Genomic DNA, 19,309 nt, shown 5'->3' on the forward strand with positions numbered 1-19,309 from the left:
AAGGAGGTGTTATGCAACATTCGACAGTGACCGCGTTTCCAGAAGGCTTTCTCTGGGGCGCGTCGACCTCGGCTTATCAGGTTGAGGGCGGATGGAATAGCGATGGCAAAGGGCCATCTGTTATCGACAAAGCAACGTTCCATCAGGACATCACGGACTTTACCGTTTGCAGCGACCACTATCACCGCTTCAAAGAAGACATCGCCTTGCTGGCGGAGATGGGCCTGAAAACCTACCGCTTTTCCATCGCCTGGAGCCGCCTTTATCCCGACGGCGATGGCCCGGTAAATGAGGCGGGCGTGGCCTTTTATCAGCAGTTGATTGATGAGATCTGCAGACAGGGCATCACGCCACTGGTGACGCTTTATCACTTCGATCTGCCCTGGGCGCTGCAGCAGGCCGGTGGCTGGTCTTCTCGCCGTACGGTGGCGGCTTTTGAGCGTTTTGCCATCACCTGTTTTGAGCGCTATGGCAGCCAGGTCAACTACTGGCTGACCATCAATGAACAGAACATGATGATCCTGAAAGGGGACGTGATTGGCACCTTGCCGCCGGGTACCGCCGATCCGCAGAAAACCCTGTACCAGCAAAACCATCACATGATGCTGGCGCAGGCCAAGGCGATGATTGCCTGTCATGAACGGCTGCCGGAGGCGAAAATTGGCCCGGCACCCAATATCTCTTGCGTATATGCCGCGAGTTCCCGGCCAGAGGATGTGCTGGCGGCTGATAATTTCTCGGCAATCCGTAACTGGCTCTACCTCGATTTGGCCGTTCACGGGCGCTACAACCACGTGGTATGGGCTTTTCTGAAGCAGCGAGATTGGCTACCCACCATTGAGGCGGAGGATATGGCCATCATCGCCGCCGGTAAGCCTGATTTTATCGCTTTTAACTATTATGCTTCCGCCACGGTAGGCGCAGAAGGAGAGCATAATACGCCCGACAGCAGGCCACATGCCGATCAACAAATGGCCGGAATTGACCGGTCTGTGTATGTCGGTTGCGATAATCCGCATCTGAAACAAAACCAGTTTGGCTGGTATATCGATCCTGTCGGCTTCCGCATTACCGCACGACAGATTTATGCGCGTTATGCCTTACCGCTCATCGTGACCGAAAATGGTTTAGGGGCTTTTGACACCCTGGATGCAGAGAATAAAGTGCATGATGATTATCGTATCGACTATTTGCGCGAGCATATCGCTCAGTTGCAGCTGGCGATTGCCGATGGCGTTGAGCTGTTCGGTTATTGCCCGTGGTCGGCAATTGATCTGGTGAGTACCCATCAGGGCATCAGCAAGCGTTACGGTTTTATTTATGTGAACCGCGATGAGAAAGATCTCAAGGATCTGGCGCGCTACCGCAAAAAAAGCTTTTTCTGGTACCAAAAGCTGATTCGCAGTAATGGAGCCACGCTGAACGCGTCAGTGGACTACTGAGGTGGCGCGGCAGGGAGGCCGCGTCTTACTGCTTATAAGGGCCGTCCGTCACCGATGCGCGCGCGATCAGGTGACCGCTAAATGGCGGCAGGGCCGTGACCGCTTCGCCTTCCAGCATGGCAACCAGCTGCGCCAGCGTGTGCTGAATCATCTCCGCGACCGGCACATGCACCGTGGTGAGCGGCGGCAGGAAAAATTCAGCCATGCGAATATCATCAAAGCCCAGCAGTGAGACATCTTCTGGCAGCCGTTTTCCCGCCGCATTGAGAGCCAGCGCGGCACCAATCGCCATATCATCGTTACTGGCCATCAGCGCGCTAAAGGTCACTCCCGAATCCAGCAGCTGTTTTGCCGCCGCCATCCCACTGGCTGGCGTCCAGGCGCCCTGCACGATGCAGGCTTTATCTGCGATGCCATGCTCGACCAGCGCCTGCTGATAGCCCGCCAGACGCGCGTCAGCGGTCGGTGAACCGGCCAGGCCACGAATAAAGGCAATCTCGCGGTGGCCGCGTTCAATCAGATAACGCGTGGCGTCAAACGTATTCTGCTGATGCGTGGCCCAAACGCAGTGGGCAGGATGGCGCTTAAGCTGGCGGTTCACCACCATGATGGGAATATCATGCTGTTCAATAATGGCGTCCAGCGCCTCGGTATCCAGAAAGCGGGGATAGATGATGATGGCGTCACAGCGCAGGTCGAGCAAAAACTCAATCGCGGCCCGCTCATCATCAGCGCAGGTTTTGCCATCAGCCAGAATTAACTGCCGACCATAGTTATTGGTCAGCGTGGCCGCCTGAAACAGCAGTTCGCTGAAGTAGGGGCCATTAAAGAGTGAATGGGTAACAATGAGGCCAATATTTTGGGATTTTTGGGTCGCCAGGCTTCGCGCCAGCAGATTTGGGCGATAACCGGTTTCGGCGATGGCCTGAAAGACCTTCTGTTGCGTACTCTTACTGACGTAACGATTTCCGGCCAGCACGCGTGAGACGGTGGCTTTAGAGACTCCGGCCTTACGGGCCACATCCAGCATGGTAATCATTGGCTTGCAGACCATCCATCCCTGTGGGTAAAAAACGATACTAGCTGATTTTTCGCAGGTTATTGCAGGACAGGTAATAAAAAAGTGAAGCCTGTCAGGCGAAATACCAGGCGGGCAGGATGGCAATCAGGTTGTTCAACGTATGCAGGAAGACCGGCAGGGCCAGCGTATTGCTGCGCAGGCGCGCGTAGCAGAGCAGCAAAGAGAAAAGCGTCAGCGCCACCACCGTTTCCCAGTGGACATACTGAGTATGCATCAACGCAAACAGCAGGGAAGTGAGTAGCATGCAGGCAAAGCGGCTGTTGGGGGCCCACAGCAGGAAGCCTTGCAACAAAAAGCCGCGAAACATCACTTCTTCAAATACGGGGGCCAGCAACACGGCGGTCAGTAACAGGATAAGCATTGAGCTGCGTCCCTGTTGTGATTGCGCCACCAGCCAGCCTTCAGGCTGTAAATACTGCGTTTGTGCCGCCATTAAAATAAACAGGGCGCCAATAAACAGTAACGTCTGGCCGGAGCGTAAAAACCCCAGGGGAATATCCGTGCGACGCTGGCAGTAAAAACGATACAGCGGATAGATAACTGCAAACTCAAACAGGCAGAGCACGGGCACCAGCAAACCGTCATTACGCAGGATACCGTAATTAGGGAACAAGGTAATCAGCATGGTAACAAGGTAATAGACAACAAAGCTGCCGACATAAAACAGTGTCAGCGTCACTCTGTCGGAATTGGTGTTCATAGGCGACCCAGCCAGCAACGATAAGCGCATAGTAGCAACGCGTCGGATCGCTGTCGAGAGAACGGACGACACAATATTATTCGTTTATGATCGTTTCAGGTTTGTGCGAATTTTAAGTGAATAATATCAGTTTGTTAACTAATTGCCCTGCGGTGTTGCAACCGGGCGTCAGGCGCTTGTTCGCCTGGCCCGAGAATAAGGCCCACAGTCAATCGGGCGTGATGACAGATTACCGGACGCGGATGCCGTCAGGGTAATTGACGCGGCAACGCCGATAAAAAAGAGCGGCTTTGTTATTCCCGCAGGAATAATCTGCCGACTGTCTCAGCGGCTTATTATCGTGATTTCAGCCAGCAGCTGTGATTCATCTACAAATAGCGTTATTAGCCAGCATTTAATGCTTAATATTGTGCGGTAAGTTTGATTTTAACGGTTCATACCTGCAGTCAGGCTTGTTACTCTTCGATGTCAGGTTTTACACGTCGATGAGGAGAAAACACGTGAATCACTATGGAAAAGCGCTGATGGCCACCGGTTTCTTACTGCTTACGGCCTGCCAGTCGGCCACGCAACCCGACCAGGCTGCCAGGCTGCCCGACGCGCAAGCGGACAGCTGTGGTGCGTCCCAGTATCAACATTTCGTCGGTAAGCCGCTGTCCGCCATCGATAATCAGCGTTTCACTCAGAAGGTGCGCGCCATCCCGTGGAATTCTGCGGTAACAATGGACTTTAATTTCACTCGCCTGAACTTTATGGCAGACAAAAACGGTAATATTAGCCGCGTCTATTGTGGGTAAGTGTCAAATAAACAACGCATTGTCATAGAGTTGTCATGGCGTCAGGCGAAGATAGCGCCTGTATCCTGTCGGGCCGCGCTAACCGCGATCGGTAGCGTTAAACCACCAGGGTAAGGATTTCCTCGTCACTTCAATATGCAATGCTCGTCTTGTTTATTCCCGCTCAGGCGGGAATTTTTTTCTGGTTCAGGCCGAAAGAAGGAGCAATGCATGGTACCTCTCCAGCGGATTTCACTGTCAGTTTTACTTCTGGTCAGCCCGCTTGCGCTGGCGTCCAGTCCTGACGCATGGCAACAAAGCCAGCAGGTGATGCGCCAGGCGTGCATCAATGCCAGCACCTTAAGCAAGGTAAAGGTGTTGGGGCAGGCGGTTGAGTATGACGACAGCGTAGGCTATAGCGCGTTACTGCTCGAAGGGCATTATCCACAGCAACAGATGAAAAACCGGCGTGGACGAGAGCTTTGCCTGTTTCAGCGCAGCAGCGGTCGGGCCAGCGTAAGCGAAGCCAATCAGCTCCGATGGGTTAAGTAACCGGAATGCGGCTCACTCACGTGGCCGCGTTTCCATCAGCCGGTCCAGCAGGGCGCGATAGCGTTGCAGTCGCTGCTCATCCCCTTCAAATTCCAGCTTATTGATGACGCGCGCGATAACGGCCTTATTGGTGGTTGGCTGACCGGCTTCCATCAGTTCCCGCATTATCACGGCCAGCAGATCGGACTCGGGCGGAACATTCCAGTCCGGGCTGTTGAAGTAATCGGTGATAGCACGGCTGGCGCTGTTAGGTTGCACTCTCATTCTCCCTCTCCGCGAACAGACAGCCCGCCCGATGCAGAGATGCGCAGCAGGCAGAGTCAACTGAGTTAGTGGCTCCCAAAAAGAACGGTGGCAGTTTTATCGGGAGCATTACGCGGGTCAGAACAGCCCACGTACCGCACGAAACTGGCGGTTTTTTAAACATAGGTCGGTCATCAGGACTTGTCAGTAACAACCTGCAATATTTTTCAAATGTGATGAATGGTTTTTGAATAATGACGATATGTTATGAGAGCGTTTAGGGTTTTATTCCTTTGAATAATAAGTTTTTTTAAGCACATCACCGGTCGTCAAACGCGCGCGTTGAGACGCGCTATAGGCCAGGTAAGAGCCGTGGCGGCAAATGTGTTTTTCGCGATCGCCTGTGCATTGACGGCGTGAGCAGAGTGGGGGCAAGTGAGCATGAAAAGCTGAGGGAGGACTGGCCTCGCGGGAACGTATTATCTGTTTCCTGAAAACCGTTCCGATTATATTTTCGCGTAAAAGCACCCTGTTATTTGAAGCGGAAATATTGCATCTTTCATATCGGTGTCATCAAAATAAAATAGTCATGCCTTGGGTTTCGAGTAGATAAGCGGTTTCGCGATTCAATAAATGAAATAACATAACATCGCAGCCGGCTGATTATTTTAACCGCCTGATAAACCCAATGAAAAATTCCTTTTTTTTATTCCGACGGGTGATATTTTTTTCTGCACCTGGCTGAAGGGGCATCGGCATGAAAAATCTCATCGCTGAGTTACTGATTACTCTGGCAGAAAAAGAAGAAGCGTCTAAAGAGCAGGTGGCGCAGATTGAAGCGCTGGAGATCGTCATCACCGCCATGTTGCGCATGATGCCGCCTGAACAGCATCAGTCCATTGTTAATAACATTGAATCGGCCATGGTTCATGCCGGTGTGGATAACCATGAGCAAAATGGTGCCTTGCTAAAACATTATGTCAGTCGCTTACTTAAGCGCCCCTCTGCCTGAATCCCCTTTTTCTACCTGTAAAAGTGCGATCCCTGCCTTATTCCTGGGCAAAAGTGATCGACGTTGCCTGTCGCGTGCCAGACTGAATAGTGTCTTCATCACAATGGAGTAAAGACAATGAAAGGCAGTTTTATGATGATGGTGTTAGCGGGAATGCTGATGAGCAGCAATGTCAGTGCAGCCGATAAAACGCCGCAGCAGCAAAAAATGGCCATGTGTAATCAACATGCCAGTTCGCAAGCGCTAAAAGGCGATGTGCGTAAGCAATTTATGAGCGATTGCCTGAAAAAAGACAGCAAAGTGGCTGACATGTCGCCACAACAGATAAAAATGAAAACCTGTAACCTGCAGGCCGGTGATAAAAAGCTGGCTGGCGATGCGCGTAAAACCTTCATGAGTCAGTGCCTCAAGAAAAGCTAATACGATGTCGGCCATTTCGGTGGCCGCTTCATTCTGTTCCCCGCCCTACATGCCGGTCACACTTTTAATGGCTGATTAAACAGGCCGTTAGCCAAAAAAATCGACATCAGGACCTAAGCCTCTGCGATCCTTTGCCACACTTACTGTTTATAAGGGATTGCGTAGCCTGTGATTATGCGCTGCGCTTTCAACAGTGACGGTCGGAAAAGGAGCCATGTCGTGAACTATCAATTTGTTGTTGCTCTCAAGAATTTACCGCAACGTCAGCCAGTCAAAAAGAAGCTCGGTGAAACGGAGCTGTTACTGATCCGCGAGGGTGACAGCGTCCAGGCTTTTCAGGCCAAATGCCCTCACGCAGGTGCGCCGCTTGAGCAGGGTGCCATCTGTGGCGACAGGCTTATCTGCCCCTGGCATAAAGCGGCATTTGAACTGAGCAGCGGTAAAATGTGTGAGCCGTTGGCGTTGGCTGACCTGAAACAGTATCCCCTGCGAATCGAAAATGACAATGTTCTGGTTAACCCCAAAGCGATGTCACCGGCTTCTCCCATGGGCAGCGGTGCCACAGAACCGGTCTTTGTGGTGCTGGGCGGAGGCGCGGCCGGGAGCGCGGCGCTGTGGCGATTACGTCACGATGGTTTCAAAGGTCGCCTGGTGCTGGTGGAGCGTGAGCCGGAAGCCCCTTACGACCGTACGGCGCTGACGAAATTTGTGCCGTCTGGAAAAATGGATATTGACGATGTACCGTCGCTGCTTGGCAGTGACGTACTGGATCACGTCGAGCGTATTCAGAAGCGGGTTGAGCGGGTCGATAATCAACAGCATCGCCTGGTGTTTGCCGACGGCAATACATTGCAGTTCGACAAATTATTAATCGCCACGGGCGCAGAACCTGTGAAACCTGAACTGGCTGGCGCTGATTTAGCCGGCGTGCATATTCTGCGTAACAAGCAGCACACGGCAGCACTGCTACAGGCGGTCGATCAAAGCCAGCAGATTGTCATTGTCGGCAACAGCTTTATTGGCATGGAACTGGCCTCGTCACTGCGCAACCGTGATGTCGACGTGACCGTTATCGCCCGCAATCCGTTACCCTTTGCAAAACAGTTTGGTGAGGCGGTCGGTCGTTATTTTTATGAATTGCATCAGGCGAATGGCGTGAAGTTTGTGGAAGGTGAAGCCGCGTCGCTTCAGGGTGAAAACCACGTTACCAGCGTTCGGCTGAAATCCGGTCAGCAGATTGCCGCCGACGTGCTGCTGTTCGCCACCGGCGTTAAACCGGCCACGTCGTTTATTCACGATCTGCCGTTAGTGGAGGACGGTAGCCTGCAAACCGACGAGCAATTGCGCGTAGCAGAAAACGTCTGGCTGGCGGGTGATATCGCGACCTATCCCTCCGCGCAGGGGCCGCTTCGCATCGAGCATTTCCGCGTAGCAGAGCAGCAGGGCCAGACCGCGGCGATGAACATGATGGGGAATGTTCATCACTATGACCGCGTTCCGTTTTTCTGGACCGCGCATTACGGTACCCGCTATGAATATTTAGGTCATGCTACCGACTGGGACGACTACCAGCAGGTGGGATCGCTGGAAGATAAGGTCTTTATGGCCTTTTATGGCAAAGAGGGGAAGCTGGCGGCGGTTTTCTCGTGCGGAATGTACACGTTGACGGCGGCGCTTGTTGAAAAGATGCAGCAACCGATGACAATAAAACAGGCACTTGAGCTGTATCAGGCCCAGCGTTCTGCAGAATAGCAGGCCAGCGAGACGGTCTGGCAAACGGCATGTTTGCCAGACGCGCCAGATTTAACTGCGGCTCAGCTTGTCCGACTTCGCCATGCACTGTTGCATGGCTTCTATCACGGCGGAACGAAAGCCTTTTTCTTCCAGCACTTTTACCGCTTCAATCGTGGTGCCACCGGGCGAACAGACCATATCTTTTAACTCGGCGGGATGTTTGCCCGTTTCCAGTACCATCTGCGCGGACCCTTTCACGGCCTGGGCGGCAAAGCGGTAAGCCTGCGCGCGTGGCATACCGCCCGCGACGGCGGCATCGGCCATGGCTTCGATAAACATAAACACGTAAGCCGGGGCGGAACCACTGACGCCCACCACCGAATGAATCAGGTATTCATCGACCACCGCCGCCTGACCAAAGCTCTCAAATATGGCGACCACTTCATCGGTTTCGTTCTGTTCAACCAGAACGTTGGGCGTGACTGAGGTCATGCCTTCGCCCACCAGAGAAGGTGTGTTCGGCATCGCCCGAATGATTTTACGATCGTGGCCCAGCACGGAAGCCAGATTATCCAGCGTGACGCCGGCGGCAATAGAAACGACCAATGCGTCTTTCTTCAGGCTGTTAGCCAGTTCTTTGAGGACTTTGAGGATGACATTCGGTTTAACCGCGCCAAACAGAATATCCACATGCTGGGCCAGGGCCTCTGCACTTTCCGCGGCATTAATACCGTACTGCTCGGCCATTTGCTGATTGGTGTCTGGTTTGCGATCGTAAATCCAGATAGCCGACGGTGTAATTTGTCCGCTGTTTATCAGCCCGCCAATGATGGCCTTTGCCATGTTGCCACCGCCAATAAATCCGATTGTCTTGTCCAGCATCACCGTCTCCTTAACTGTCACTGTTTCGCCTTTATCAACGATGTAGCTTACTGCAGACAGGATTAATAACAAGTTAGCGGTCACAGACAGGCACCGGCACCCGGCGGTGGGAGGGCGGGAAAGCCGAACGCTATCGCCGCGATACTGCCCCGCACGCGGGAGTGCTCTCAAGCGGCTACAGCATAGGGTTCCGCGAGTCAGGCCCGGCAAATGCAGCGTGTTTTGGCGGGCAGGGCAAGCGCTGTCCGCCTGGCTTACGCGCCAAAGCAGAGATAAGCTGAACCCTGAGGGCGCGGGGAATTTTACTTAACCCCCTTTTGGAAACCAGGTTACCATCGTCGCTATTTTCCAGCAGAAGGAACAACCATGTTTATCTGGGTCGATGCGGACGCCTGCCCCAACGTCATTAAAGACGTGCTGTATCGGGCGGCGGACAGAACGCAAACCATGGTGACGTTTGTCGCGAATCAGTTTTTACGTGTGCCACCGTCGCCCTGGCTGCGTACGCTACAGGTGCCGGCCGGGTTTGATGTCGCAGACAATGAAATTGTGAAACGTGTGCAGATCGGGGATTTAGTGATTACGGCGGATATTCCGTTGGCCGCAGAGGTGATTGAAAAAGGCGCGGCGGCGCTCAATCCACGCGGTGAGCGTTACTCTCCCGCGACCATACGCGAGCGGCTGACGATGCGTGATTTTATGGACACCATGCGTGCCAGCGGCGTACAGACAGGCGGTCCCGCCGCCATGAGCCCGCGGGACCGCCAGCAGTTTGCCAATGAACTCGACAGCTGGCTCAGACAACGGCGACGCTGAATCAGACGAAACTGTCGTCATCGTCGTAATCATTGCCGCCAAAATCATTCAGGTCGCCGTTATCGGCATAGGTATCACTCCAGCCGTTACTTTGATCAAGGAATGACTGATTATCAGCGCCGGTGCCCTGATCGAGAAACGACTGATCGTTGCCGCCGTTAAAGGTATTGAGGCTGTCGTCTACCTGGGGCAGCGGCGGCTGCTCATTAATGATGTTGACGATTTCCTGCGGCTGCGACTGATGGAACATGCTGGTCAGCATGTCGGCCATGACCACGCCACCTGCCACGCCCACTGCGGTTTGCAGTGCACCACCCAGGAAACCGCTGCCGCGTGGCGCAGGTGCGCTGGCATAAGGCTGCTGTGGTTGAGGTGGCTGCTGCGGCGCGCTGTTCCACTGAGGCTGCTGCTGAGCCGGTTGGGGCTGCTGGCTGCCTCCGCCAAACAGGCTGGATAAAAATCCACCGCTGCTCTTGGGCTGCTGCTGCTGTTGCGCCTGTTGCTGAGCAAGACGATTTTCCAGCTCCTGAACCCGCTCATTCAGTTTTTTAAGTGCCGCTTCCTGAATCAAAATGGCCTGAGCCATATAGTAGGGCGCACCTGGTTGCTCCTGCAGGTGTTGTTTGATCAGTTGTTCGGCTGCAGCATCGCGTGCCGCAGTCTGGCTTTCAGCTTGTTTCAAACGGCTAAACAGATTTTCAATCAGTTGTTGTTCTTCGCGTTGCATGATGACTCTCCGGTTGCGACTGTTAACAGTATATGGGGGCGATGAGCCGCAATGTAAATTCGTGGCGGTAAGCAAATGTTGCTGACGTAAACTTTTTTGCCTGATGCACAAAATGTGCATGGGTAACTGCCTGTATTTCATTGTGTTGTCGGAGAGCAGGGCGCAATCATGCGTAAAATACGCTCAATGAGTAGAGCGCGAAATAAATTCCCGCTATGATGCGTCCTATTATTGAGCCTAACCAGCAGCTGTGATGGGCTGCGCGGCGGAGGAACTGCCCTGATGTCTTTGTCCATTTTTTTGATCGGTGCGCGCGGATGCGGAAAAACCACCATTGGTGAAGCCCTGTCTCAGGCCTTGGGTTACGCGTTTCGTGATACCGATCATCACCTGCAATTCACGACCCAACGTACCGTGGCGGAAATTGTGGCGGCGGAAGGATGGGAAAGCTTTCGTGCACGTGAAACCGACTCGCTTAAAGCTGTGACTGCGCCCTCAACCATTATCGCCACGGGCGGCGGAATGGTACTGGCAGAAGGTAACCGGCGGTATATGCGTGAGCACGGTCAGGTGATCTGGTTAAGTGCACCGCCTGATATTCTGGCCCGGCGTCTGGAAAGCCAGCCGGAAGCCGCTCAGCGACCGACCTTAACCGGGCGTCCAATCGCTGAAGAAATGAGTGAAGTGCTGCGCGCCCGCGCCCATCTGTATCAGGCTGCCGCCCATCATGAGGTGAATGCCATGCAAGCGCCAGAACGCGTCGTTGAGCAGATACTGCAGTCGTTATCCCTGGCGCGTGCCAGCTAGCCCTCAGATTTATCCCCCTTTGGCCGCCATTTCCGCCGTTTTGACTATACTTAACCCATGACAGGCGGTCGCCTGTCGTGTGGAATGTCATTCAGCCAAGAGGGACACATTATGCCGACAAGACCTCCTTACCCCCGAGAAGCGCGCGTTGTGACTGTCGAAAAAGGCCCCGAAGGCAAAAAAGTCATGTCCTGGCAACTGCGGGCCGATCATCCTAAGCCTGACTCGTTAATCAGTGAGCACGACTCTGAGCAGGAAGCGCATGACGCAAAAGCGCGTTATGAAGACGTCGAAAAAGAGTAAGCCGTCGCTCTGGCAAGGATGCCATCGGTCCTGCTTTTTTTCTTCTGCCAGCCTTCGCCGCGTGAGGATCACAATCACTCACTATTTCACGTGACAGATCAGCAAGTTCCCTTCTACACTGCCAGACACCTTAATGTGCTGTGAGGAAGTATTATGCTCAATGTTAGTGAGTATTTTGACGGAAAAGTTAAATCCATCGGTTTTGACAGTGCGAGCACCGGTCGTGCCAGCATTGGTGTCATGGCTGAAGGCGAATACACGTTTGGAACGGCCCAGCCGGAAGAGATGACCGTGGTCAGCGGCTCAATGAAAGTGTTGCTGCCGGGTGAAACACAGTGGGCATGGTTTGAGGCGGGGTCGGTGTTTAACGTACCGGGTCACAGCGAGTTTCATCTGCAGATAGGCGAGCCAAGCGCTTATCTTTGCCGCTATCTGAAAGACTAATAAAACGGCCGCATGTCTCCTGCGGCCGATTGTTTTAACGCTGGGCTTCGCCACCTAAGGCTTCAACCAGATTGCTGGTCAGGGCGGCCAGTTCGCTGGTCATCAGGATAAAGTCTGCATCAAAACGCTGCGCAAAATCTTCCCGGTCAATATCATCGTTCTGGTCGCGCAAGGTATCGCTGAACTTCAGGCGTTTCACCGAACCGTCGTCGGATAACACGAACTGAATACGCTCCTGCCAGTCGAGCGCCAGTTTGGTCACCAGCTTGCCGGCTTCAATGTGGTTGGCAATTTCATCGCACACCAGATCCTGTTTCTTGCAGCGAATCACACCACCATCTTCCAGAATGGCCTTAAGCTCGGCTTCATCCATCAGGGCAAAACCGGCAGGCACATCACCCGAACGCACCCATTCGGTCAGGGTAAGTTCAATCGGGCTTTCCAGCGTCAAGGGCACAACCGGTAACGATCCCAGGCTTTTACGCAGCAGGGCCAGCGTATCTTCCGCTTTTTTCGCACTGGCGCAGTCCACCATGATCAGGTTGTTGACGGTGTCGATCCACATATACGTCTGACTAAAACGACTGAATGCGCGCGGTAACAGGCTGTGCAGCACTTCATCTTTTAGCGAATCTTTTTCCGTCTTTTTCAGCTTGCGGCTCTGTTCTGCTTCGAGCTTGTCGATTTTGGCTTCCAGCGCCTGCTTCACAACCGGAGAAGGCAGGATTTTTTCTTCTTTGCGCGCGCAAATGACAATTTGACCGTTGTTCACATGGGTCAGTGCATCGCTGCGATTGCCCATCGGGGACACCCAACCGGTCTTGCTCATGTCCTGACTACCGCAGGGAGAGAAGGTGAACGCATCCAGCTGTTTTTCCATTTCGTCTGCGGACAAAGGAATGTCACGATTCAGACGATAAACCATCATATTTTTAAACCACAACATCGGGATTCCTTACCGTGGCGCGATCGGGCGCACAAGTCTCACTAAGTGTGCGCATGATAGCGAAACATCGGAGCGGTTTCATTGCCTTTCAGGCAATCGCCTTTTAGTGTAGAAAACACCTTAACGAATAATGAGGAATAAACTGTGCGTATAGGCATTGATTTGGGCGGCACCAAAACGGAAGTCATTGCGCTGTCCAGCGAGGGGAACGCGCTGTTTCGTCATCGAATTTCCACGCCGCGCAACGACTACCCGGCGACCGTACAGGCTATCGTTGATTTGGTGCGTCTGGCCGAAGAAAAGACCGGGCAAACCGGGACGGTAGGCTTGGGTATTCCGGGGACGATCTCGCCTTACACGCAGCGGGTGAAAAATGCCAACTCCACCTGGCTTAACGGGCAGCCGCTGGACAAAGATTTGGCGCAGGCGCTGAATCGTGACATCCGCATCGCCAATGACGCGAATTGCCTGGCCGTGTCCGAAGCGGTCGATGGTGCCGGCGCAGGGCAGGCGCTGGTGTTTGGCGTCATCATCGGGACAGGATCGGGCGCGGGCGTGGCGATAAACGGCGCGTCGCGCATTGGCGGCAACGGCAATGCAGGCGAGTGGGGCCATAATCCTCTGCCGTGGATGGATGAAGATGAACTGCGTTACCGCGCTGAAGTGCCTTGCTATTGCGGACAGCAGGGTTGCATTGAAACCTTTGTTTCCGGTACCGGTTTTGCCATCGACTATCAGCGTTTAAGCGGTGTGGCGCGCAAAGGCGCAGAGATTATTACCCTGCTGGAACAGGAGGACCCTGTGGCAGCACTGGCGATGAGCCGCTATGAAATACGGCTGGCAAAATCCCTGGCTCAGGTTGTTAACCTGATTGATCCGGACGTGATCGTGCTGGGCGGCGGCATGAGCAACGTGGACCGTCTTTACCAGACGGTGCCAGCGCTGATGAAAAAATGGGTTTTCGGCGGTGAGTGTGAAACCCCGGTGCTGAAAGCGATGCACGGGGATTCAAGTGGCGTGCGCGGGGCTGCCTGGCTGTGGCCGGAGTAAATGCATCAGGCAAGCGGTGACCTTGTGCAACTGACTGTGGGATGCCCAGGGTCACTCTCTGCTGGCTTAGCGAGCCGGGGCGAAAGCAAACACGATTTGCTGCGGTGCGCCCTGCGGGGGTAAAGGCATATCGCGTGCGCTACTGACGCTCTGCCAGGCTTTCAGACACAGCGACTCGTTTCCTTCCGTGCGCATCACGTTATAGCGTCCGTCCGGGCGACGCTGTGCCGTCACCAGGCAGCGCTGGCCCGCATATTTTGGCGCATCGTGAAAATTGCGCATGACCAACGCATTGATCTGATGAATATAACGGTTCACGTCCTGGCACTGTGCCTGAGACAGATCGGCCGTGCAGCGCGCTTCTTTCGCCTCAGGATGATGACTGCATCCTGCTAACAGCAGCATCGTGGCCGCAATAAATCCTGTACATCTCAACATGCATTACCTCTTACAGACCGGGCAATTCCAGCTTGCTGTAACCCAGTCCATTCATTTTACGTACTTTAATTTGCACGGGAATACGCTCTTTCATCGCCTCAACATGGCTGATGACGCCAATGGTTTTTCCACTGGCGTTGAGTGCATCCAGTGCATCCAGCGCGGTATCCAGCGTTTCCGCATCCAGCGTACCGAAGCCCTCATCAAGAAATAACGATTCGATACGCGTTTTATGGCTAACCAGATCGGATAGCGCGAGTGCCAGCGCCAGGCTCACCAGAAAGCTTTCTCCACCCGACAGCGTACGCGTATCCCGCGCGCTGTCCGCCTGCCAGGTATCCACCACGTCCAGCTCCAGCGCATCGATAGCACGGCGCTGTAAAAGATAGCGCCCATGCAGGCGATCCAGCTGACGATTAGCCAGGGCTACCAGGTGATCAAGCGTTAATCCCTGCGCAAAGCGTCGGAATTTATCGCCGGTTGCCGAGCCAATCAACTCGTTAAGCAAGGCCCACTGCGCCAGTTCGGTTTCATCCTGAGCAATCTGCGCCAGTAAGGTTTGTTGTTGCGTCCGCAGGCTGGCATCGCTTTGTAACTGCTGCTGCAACTGCCCCTGCTGACTGGCGTTATCCCTGAGTGACAGCCGTAAGTTTTCCAGCTGTGCAACCAGCGCATCGGCGGAGTCGGGCATATTATCGGGTTTCGCCTGCTGGTGGGCAGCCAGCCGCTGTTGCAACTCTGCCAGACGTGACTGTTGATGGAGCAGATGCTGATCAATCTGCTGCAGTCGCTGGCGCAGTTGTTGCGCTTCCTGCTCGTCCAGCAGTGCGGCCCGCAGGCTCGCCTCGTCCGGGAAGTCGGCCGCCGCCAGTGCGGCACTGAAGCGCTGCTCAGCCTCGGTTAACCGTGTGCTCAACGTATGCAGCTGGCTTTCCAGTAGCGTCAGTTGGCCGGTAAGACGACTGACCTCTGCCTGAGACTGCTGCAGCCGCTCACGTTGCTGCGTCAACAGCATCTCGTGACCATCGACACTTTCCTGCATTTGCTGACGGGCCTGGGTAACCTCGCGATCGCCAAACAGCGCCGCGCGCTGCTGGCATTTTTCCTGGTGCTGCTGATCCAGTGAGGCGAGCTGCTGCTGTAGCTGAGTCAGGCGTTGCTGCTCAAGCAGCAACTGTTGTTGCAGGGCTTCTGCCTGGCTTTCCGCACGTGCCAACTGAGGCTGTAAGTTAGCAAGCAACCGCTCACTTTCCTGCCAGCGCCGCCAGCGCTGTTGCTGCTCCGCCAGCCAGCTTTCGCGCTGGGCACTGTCAGGCAACGCCAGGTGATAGTCTTTGAACTGCTGATTCAGCGTTTCCTGAAGCTGCTGAGCGCTCGCCTGGGTCTGCTGTTGGTGCTGCTGTAAGCGTAGCAATGCCTGTTGCTCATTCTCCAGCTGCTGTTGGGTCAACTGGATCGTTTGCTGATGCTTCTGTAACGCTTGCTGCTGCTGCAGATGCCGCTCTTTTGCCTCCTGATAAGCCCGTTCTGCGCTTTCCAGCGTCTCGACCTGTGCGATTAATGCCTGTTCCTGATGGCGCTGGGCCTGCTGCCAGTTGGCGAGTTCTTCGGCATCGTTCAGCGTGAAGGTAAGCGCAAGCTCACTGCTCAAGGCCTGCCAGCGCTGGGCTAACCCATCAAGTTGCTGCGTCAGACTGGCGATTTCGTCCTGCAGAGACTGCTGCTGCACCTTCAGGTGTTTTATCTGCTCTTTTTTTGCCGTGCCGGTTTCACTCAGTGCCTCTACCTGCTTTTGCAGGTCAGCTTTTCGCTGTTGGTTGGCACTGACTTCCAGAGCACGGTAGGTTTCAACCGCAGGATGTTCGCAGGAGCCACACAGAGGGCAGGGTTGTCCGGCCTCCAGCCGCGCCCGATGCTCCTCCAGGTCGGCAATGTGGCTTTCGAGCTGGCAAATTTTCTCCACGTCGGTGAGCTGCTGTTTTTCCCGTTTCCATGTTTCCCGCAGCGTCAGTAATTCTGCCTCAGCCTGCAGGCTGGCTTTTTCAAGATCCTGGCGTCGTTTTTCATACTGACCACGCTGTTGATGCAGCGGCTGCCACTGGGTAGCCAGTAACGTCAGCGTCTGACGTGCGTCACGCTGCTGATTTAACTGCTTTAACGCCTGACGTATTGCTTCGGGAGGATGGGCTTTCTGTAGCGAAGTTAGCGCTTGCTCAGCGTCAGATAATGCGTGCTGAGCCTGCTGCCCGGCCTGATTCAGGGGAGCCAGTTGCTGCCCGAGCTGTTCGATCTGCTGTTGGCATCGATGAATTTGCTGTTGCTGTTGCTGCACCTGTTGCGCTGACGCCACCTGTTCGGTTTCATACCGTGCCAGCTGAGCAAAGCGGTCCTGCCACAGTGGCAGGTTTTCGCCCCACAACGCCAGCTCTGCAAGCTGCTGTCGGAGAGTCTGCTGCTGGGTCATCGCCTGTTGCAGATCGCTCACCTGGCGTCGCTCGGCTTGCATCGCCTGTTCGCGCTGCGCGCAGCCTGCCTGCTGCTGATCCGTTTCATGCTGCAACTGCTGGATTTGCTGTGCTAAGGCGGAAAGCGCCTGATCGAGCGGGATCACCTGTTCGGTCAACAGGGTTTCCTGTTGTCGCTGTTGCTGACGCGCCTGCTCGCGGGCCGTTTCCATTTCCTGATAGCGCTGCTGCAACTGCTGCTGCTCATGGGCCGTGGCCAGCATCTGCTGATTGACCTGCTGCTGACGCTGTTGCACCTCATGACGTTCAGCCTGCAGGCTGTCGCGCTGCTGCAGCGCACCGCGCAGTTTTTCTGCCGGTTCACTTCGGGCCAGGCGCTGGCGATCGGCTTCTGCCGCCTGACTTGCCGTTTCTGCTGCCTGACGGGCGGCATTCACCTGCTCACTGTCCGCGCTAAGCTGCTGTGCCAGCTGCAGCCAGTGCTGCTGGCGCTGAGCGGTGTCAAGCTGGCGGCTGAGTTGCTGCTCGGCTTCCGTCAGTGCAGCTTGCTGCTGTTGCAGCCCGGTTCGGGTCGCCTCATCAAGCAGTGCTATGCCGCCCGCCCGGCTGCGCAGCAACTCCAGCGCATTTTTCGCTTCTTTATGGCGCTCGAACGCGGCCATAGAAACCAGACCGTAAATCTCCGTGCCGGTCAGCTCTTCCAGCAACTCCGCGCGCTCGTTGGCTTTGGCATTGAGAAACGCGGCGAACTGGCCCTGTGACAGCATCATTGAGCGGGTAAAGCGCGCAAAATCCAGACCACTGAGCGTTTCGGTGAGCTTGAGTTTGTCGCCCACTTTATCTGCAACAATCTGGTTATCCGCACAGCGTGCCAGCTCGACGCGCGGTGCCTGCAGTTTGCCGTCTGCCGTACCTCGTGCGCGGTTCTGGCTCCAGAATGCCCGCCAGGCTTCACCTTTAATTTCAAATTCGACTTCAGCCAGGCATTCTGCGCAGTCACGCGTCATCAGCGGATTGTGCCCCTGAGAGAGCATGCCCAGGCGCGGCGTCTGGTGATACAGCGCCAGACAGATCGCATCCAGCAGGGTGGTTTTACCCGCGCCCGTCGCCCCGGTAATGGCAAACAGACCATTGCTGGCGAAAGGCTCGGTGCGAAAGTCGATAAACCATTCCCCTTTCAGCGCATTAAGGTTTTTGAATCGCAGCGTGAGGATCTTCATGGGTTCTCCTCCAGCTCGGCCAGCGTCTGCCTGAACAGCGTTGTAACCTGGGCAATCTGCTCATCGTCAAGCGCATCGTTTAGTGCCAGGCGTCGGGCAAAAACCTCTTCAACATTCAGTTCGCTCAGGGTTTCATTGTCCGTTTGCGTCAGGCTGTGCTGACGCTGTTCACGACTGCGCCGTAACAGCAGCACTTCCACCGGTAAATCTGCGGTCAGGGCTTCCACCTGGCGCTGCAGGTCACTTAAGTACTCCTGAGTCGTGACTTCAATATCCAGCCAGACCGGTTTTTCGCCGCTCGGATGAGAAAAGTCGGCTAGCTGCTGGCTGATTTGCGCCAGTGAACCTTTGAGCATCTTCATCGGCTGGAATAGCGGAATGGGCAGGGCATCGATCTCCAGGCCTGCGGAGCCGAACGTCAGCAGATACACACTCTTTTCGCTGCCCAGCTCGTCAAAGCTCAGTGGAATAGGGGAACCGCTGTAGCGAATATGGTCGCTGTTAGCCACGCGCTGAGCACGATGAATATGCCCAAGGGCGATGTAATCCGCTGGCGGAAATGCCGAGGCAGGGAAGGCGTCCAGCGTACCGATGTAGATATCACGTACCGAATCACTTTTGCTGACGCCAAGGGCCGTAAGGTGGCCGGTCGCCACGATCGGCAGGTCCATATTCAGCGCCTGCGCCGCCGCGAAACTGCGCTGATAATGCGCGGCAATCGCTTCCAGTAGACTGATCTGTTTGTCCCGCCCCGACTGGCCGGCCTGGCTGCGCATGATGTCGCGCGGACGCAGGTAAGGAATCGCGCACAGTAGCGCGCCGGGTTCGCCCTGACGGGTGGTCAACATCAGCACATCGTCATTTTCTTGCGGCGTGGCAACCACTCGCGTATTCAGACAGGCCAGCAGTTCACGCGACTCGTTTAACGTCGCCACCGAGTCATGATTACCTGCCAGCACCACCAGCTGACAGCCGCTGGGCTGTAATGCCACCACGAAGCGGTTAAACATTTCACGCGCATAACTGGGCGGCGTACCGGTATCGAATAAGTCGCCCGCCACAATCAGGGCATCAACCTGGTGCTGCTCGATCTGGATTAACAGCCAGTCAAGAAAGGCCTGGTGTTCAGCGGCACGGCTCTTGTTATAAAAGAACTGCCCCAGGTGCCAGTCCGCGGTGTGGATAATGCGCATAACACTCCCTGCCATAACAATTTGCCCGGCAATTATACTGGCTCTATCACTAAAGCCA

Annotated in this window: 20 protein-coding genes; 11 read left to right on the forward strand and 9 right to left on the reverse strand. The window is 54.9% G+C overall.

Features of this window, described 5'->3' with window-relative positions:
• Positions 1-11 precede the first annotated feature (11 nt).
• Entirely contained in the window at positions 12-1,442 is a 1,431-nt protein-coding gene (locus A6A26_RS10035) for a glycoside hydrolase family 1 protein (protein ID WP_063878593.1), read from the forward strand.
• A gap of 25 nt (positions 1,443-1,467) precedes the next feature.
• Here A6A26_RS10035 and A6A26_RS10040 read toward each other — a convergent pair whose 3' ends face one another.
• Together A6A26_RS10040 and A6A26_RS10045 are read right to left on the reverse strand one after the other, a co-directional pair.
• Positions 1,468-2,481, reverse strand: a complete 1,014-nt coding sequence (locus A6A26_RS10040; protein WP_063878594.1) for a LacI family DNA-binding transcriptional regulator — start codon at positions 2,479-2,481, stop codon at positions 1,468-1,470.
• A gap of 94 nt (positions 2,482-2,575) precedes the next feature.
• The gene (locus A6A26_RS10045; RefSeq protein WP_063878595.1) at positions 2,576-3,223 is read right to left on the reverse strand and encodes a CPBP family intramembrane glutamic endopeptidase; all 648 of its coding nucleotides are present in this window, start codon (positions 3,221-3,223) and stop codon (positions 2,576-2,578) included.
• Between the two features lie 500 nt (positions 3,224-3,723).
• On the opposite strand from A6A26_RS10045, the gene A6A26_RS10050 reads away from it, so the two are divergent.
• Together A6A26_RS10050 and A6A26_RS10055 are read left to right on the forward strand one after the other, a co-directional pair.
• A complete protein-coding gene (locus A6A26_RS10050) occupies positions 3,724-4,020 on the forward strand; it encodes an I78 family peptidase inhibitor (RefSeq protein WP_063878596.1) in 297 nt (98 codons plus the stop codon).
• 210 nt (positions 4,021-4,230) lie between these two features.
• Positions 4,231-4,551, forward strand: a complete 321-nt coding sequence (locus A6A26_RS10055) for a hypothetical protein (RefSeq protein WP_063878597.1) — start codon at positions 4,231-4,233, stop codon at positions 4,549-4,551.
• A gap of 12 nt (positions 4,552-4,563) precedes the next feature.
• On the opposite strand, the gene A6A26_RS10060 is transcribed toward A6A26_RS10055, so the two are convergent.
• The gene (locus A6A26_RS10060; protein ID WP_063878598.1) at positions 4,564-4,815 is read right to left on the reverse strand and encodes a biofilm development regulator YmgB/AriR family protein; all 252 of its coding nucleotides are present in this window, start codon (positions 4,813-4,815) and stop codon (positions 4,564-4,566) included.
• A gap of 736 nt (positions 4,816-5,551) precedes the next feature.
• On the opposite strand from A6A26_RS10060, the gene iraP reads away from it, so the two are divergent.
• The 3 genes from iraP to A6A26_RS10075 all read left to right on the forward strand — a co-directional run bounded on the left by iraP (position 5,552) and on the right by A6A26_RS10075 (position 7,978).
• A complete protein-coding gene (gene iraP / locus A6A26_RS10065) occupies positions 5,552-5,806 on the forward strand; it encodes an anti-adapter protein IraP (RefSeq protein ID WP_063878599.1) in 255 nt (84 codons plus the stop codon).
• A 117-nt stretch (positions 5,807-5,923) separates the two neighbouring features.
• Positions 5,924-6,226, forward strand: coding sequence for a PsiF family protein (locus tag A6A26_RS10070; RefSeq protein WP_063878600.1), 303 nt, complete (start codon positions 5,924-5,926; stop codon positions 6,224-6,226).
• A 219-nt stretch (positions 6,227-6,445) separates the two neighbouring features.
• Positions 6,446-7,978 (forward strand): FAD-dependent oxidoreductase, encoded by a 1,533-nt coding sequence (locus tag A6A26_RS10075; RefSeq protein ID WP_063878601.1) that lies wholly within the window; start codon positions 6,446-6,448, stop codon positions 7,976-7,978.
• A 51-nt stretch (positions 7,979-8,029) separates the two neighbouring features.
• Here A6A26_RS10075 and proC read toward each other — a convergent pair whose 3' ends face one another.
• Entirely contained in the window at positions 8,030-8,842 is an 813-nt protein-coding gene (gene proC, locus A6A26_RS10080; RefSeq protein WP_063878602.1) for a pyrroline-5-carboxylate reductase, read from the reverse strand.
• 366 nt (positions 8,843-9,208) lie between these two features.
• Here proC and A6A26_RS10085 point away from each other — a divergent pair, with 366 nt between their 5' ends.
• Entirely contained in the window at positions 9,209-9,658 is a 450-nt protein-coding gene (locus A6A26_RS10085) for a YaiI/YqxD family protein (protein WP_063878603.1), read from the forward strand.
• 1 nt (position 9,659) lies between these two features.
• On the opposite strand, the gene A6A26_RS10090 is transcribed toward A6A26_RS10085, so the two are convergent.
• A complete protein-coding gene (locus A6A26_RS10090) occupies positions 9,660-10,385 on the reverse strand; it encodes a DUF2076 domain-containing protein (protein WP_063878604.1) in 726 nt (241 codons plus the stop codon).
• Between the two features lie 282 nt (positions 10,386-10,667).
• Between A6A26_RS10090 and aroL the strand changes: the two genes are divergently transcribed.
• The 3 genes from aroL (at position 10,668) to ppnP (ending at position 11,939) form a co-directional block, all read left to right on the forward strand.
• Positions 10,668-11,192, forward strand: coding sequence for a shikimate kinase AroL (aroL, locus tag A6A26_RS10095; RefSeq protein WP_063878605.1), 525 nt, complete (start codon positions 10,668-10,670; stop codon positions 11,190-11,192).
• Positions 11,193-11,303: 111 nt separating this feature from the next.
• Positions 11,304-11,495, forward strand: a complete 192-nt coding sequence (locus A6A26_RS10100) for a YaiA family protein (RefSeq protein WP_063878606.1) — start codon at positions 11,304-11,306, stop codon at positions 11,493-11,495.
• Positions 11,496-11,648: 153 nt separating this feature from the next.
• Positions 11,649-11,939, forward strand: coding sequence for a pyrimidine/purine nucleoside phosphorylase (gene ppnP, locus A6A26_RS10105; protein ID WP_063878607.1), 291 nt, complete (start codon positions 11,649-11,651; stop codon positions 11,937-11,939).
• A 34-nt stretch (positions 11,940-11,973) separates the two neighbouring features.
• Here the strand turns inward: ppnP and rdgC are convergent, their stop codons facing one another.
• Positions 11,974-12,885: a recombination-associated protein RdgC gene (gene rdgC / locus A6A26_RS10110; RefSeq protein ID WP_063878608.1), complete on the reverse strand. Its 912-nt coding sequence runs from the start codon at positions 12,883-12,885 to the stop codon at positions 11,974-11,976.
• A 144-nt stretch (positions 12,886-13,029) separates the two neighbouring features.
• Here rdgC and mak point away from each other — a divergent pair, with 144 nt between their 5' ends.
• Positions 13,030-13,935, forward strand: a complete 906-nt coding sequence (gene mak, locus A6A26_RS10115) for a fructokinase (RefSeq protein WP_063878609.1) — start codon at positions 13,030-13,032, stop codon at positions 13,933-13,935.
• 66 nt (positions 13,936-14,001) lie between these two features.
• Here the strand turns inward: mak and A6A26_RS10120 are convergent, their stop codons facing one another.
• The 3 genes from A6A26_RS10120 to sbcD are packed head-to-tail and all read right to left on the reverse strand — an operon-like array spanning position 14,002 to position 19,251.
• The gene (locus A6A26_RS10120; protein WP_063878610.1) at positions 14,002-14,373 is read right to left on the reverse strand and encodes a cell envelope integrity TolA C-terminal domain-containing protein; all 372 of its coding nucleotides are present in this window, start codon (positions 14,371-14,373) and stop codon (positions 14,002-14,004) included.
• Between the two features lie 10 nt (positions 14,374-14,383).
• A complete protein-coding gene (locus A6A26_RS10125) occupies positions 14,384-18,058 on the reverse strand; it encodes an AAA family ATPase (protein WP_063878611.1) in 3,675 nt (1,224 codons plus the stop codon).
• The gene (gene sbcD, locus A6A26_RS10130) at positions 18,055-19,251 is read right to left on the reverse strand and encodes an exonuclease subunit SbcD (protein WP_063878612.1); all 1,197 of its coding nucleotides are present in this window, start codon (positions 19,249-19,251) and stop codon (positions 18,055-18,057) included. The genes A6A26_RS10125 and sbcD overlap by 4 nt, the downstream gene beginning before the upstream one ends.
• Positions 19,252-19,309: the final 58 nt, after the last annotated feature.

The organism is Pantoea sp. OXWO6B1 (assembly GCF_001641135.1).
Lineage (GTDB): Bacteria > Pseudomonadota > Gammaproteobacteria > Enterobacterales > Enterobacteriaceae > Pantoea > Pantoea allii.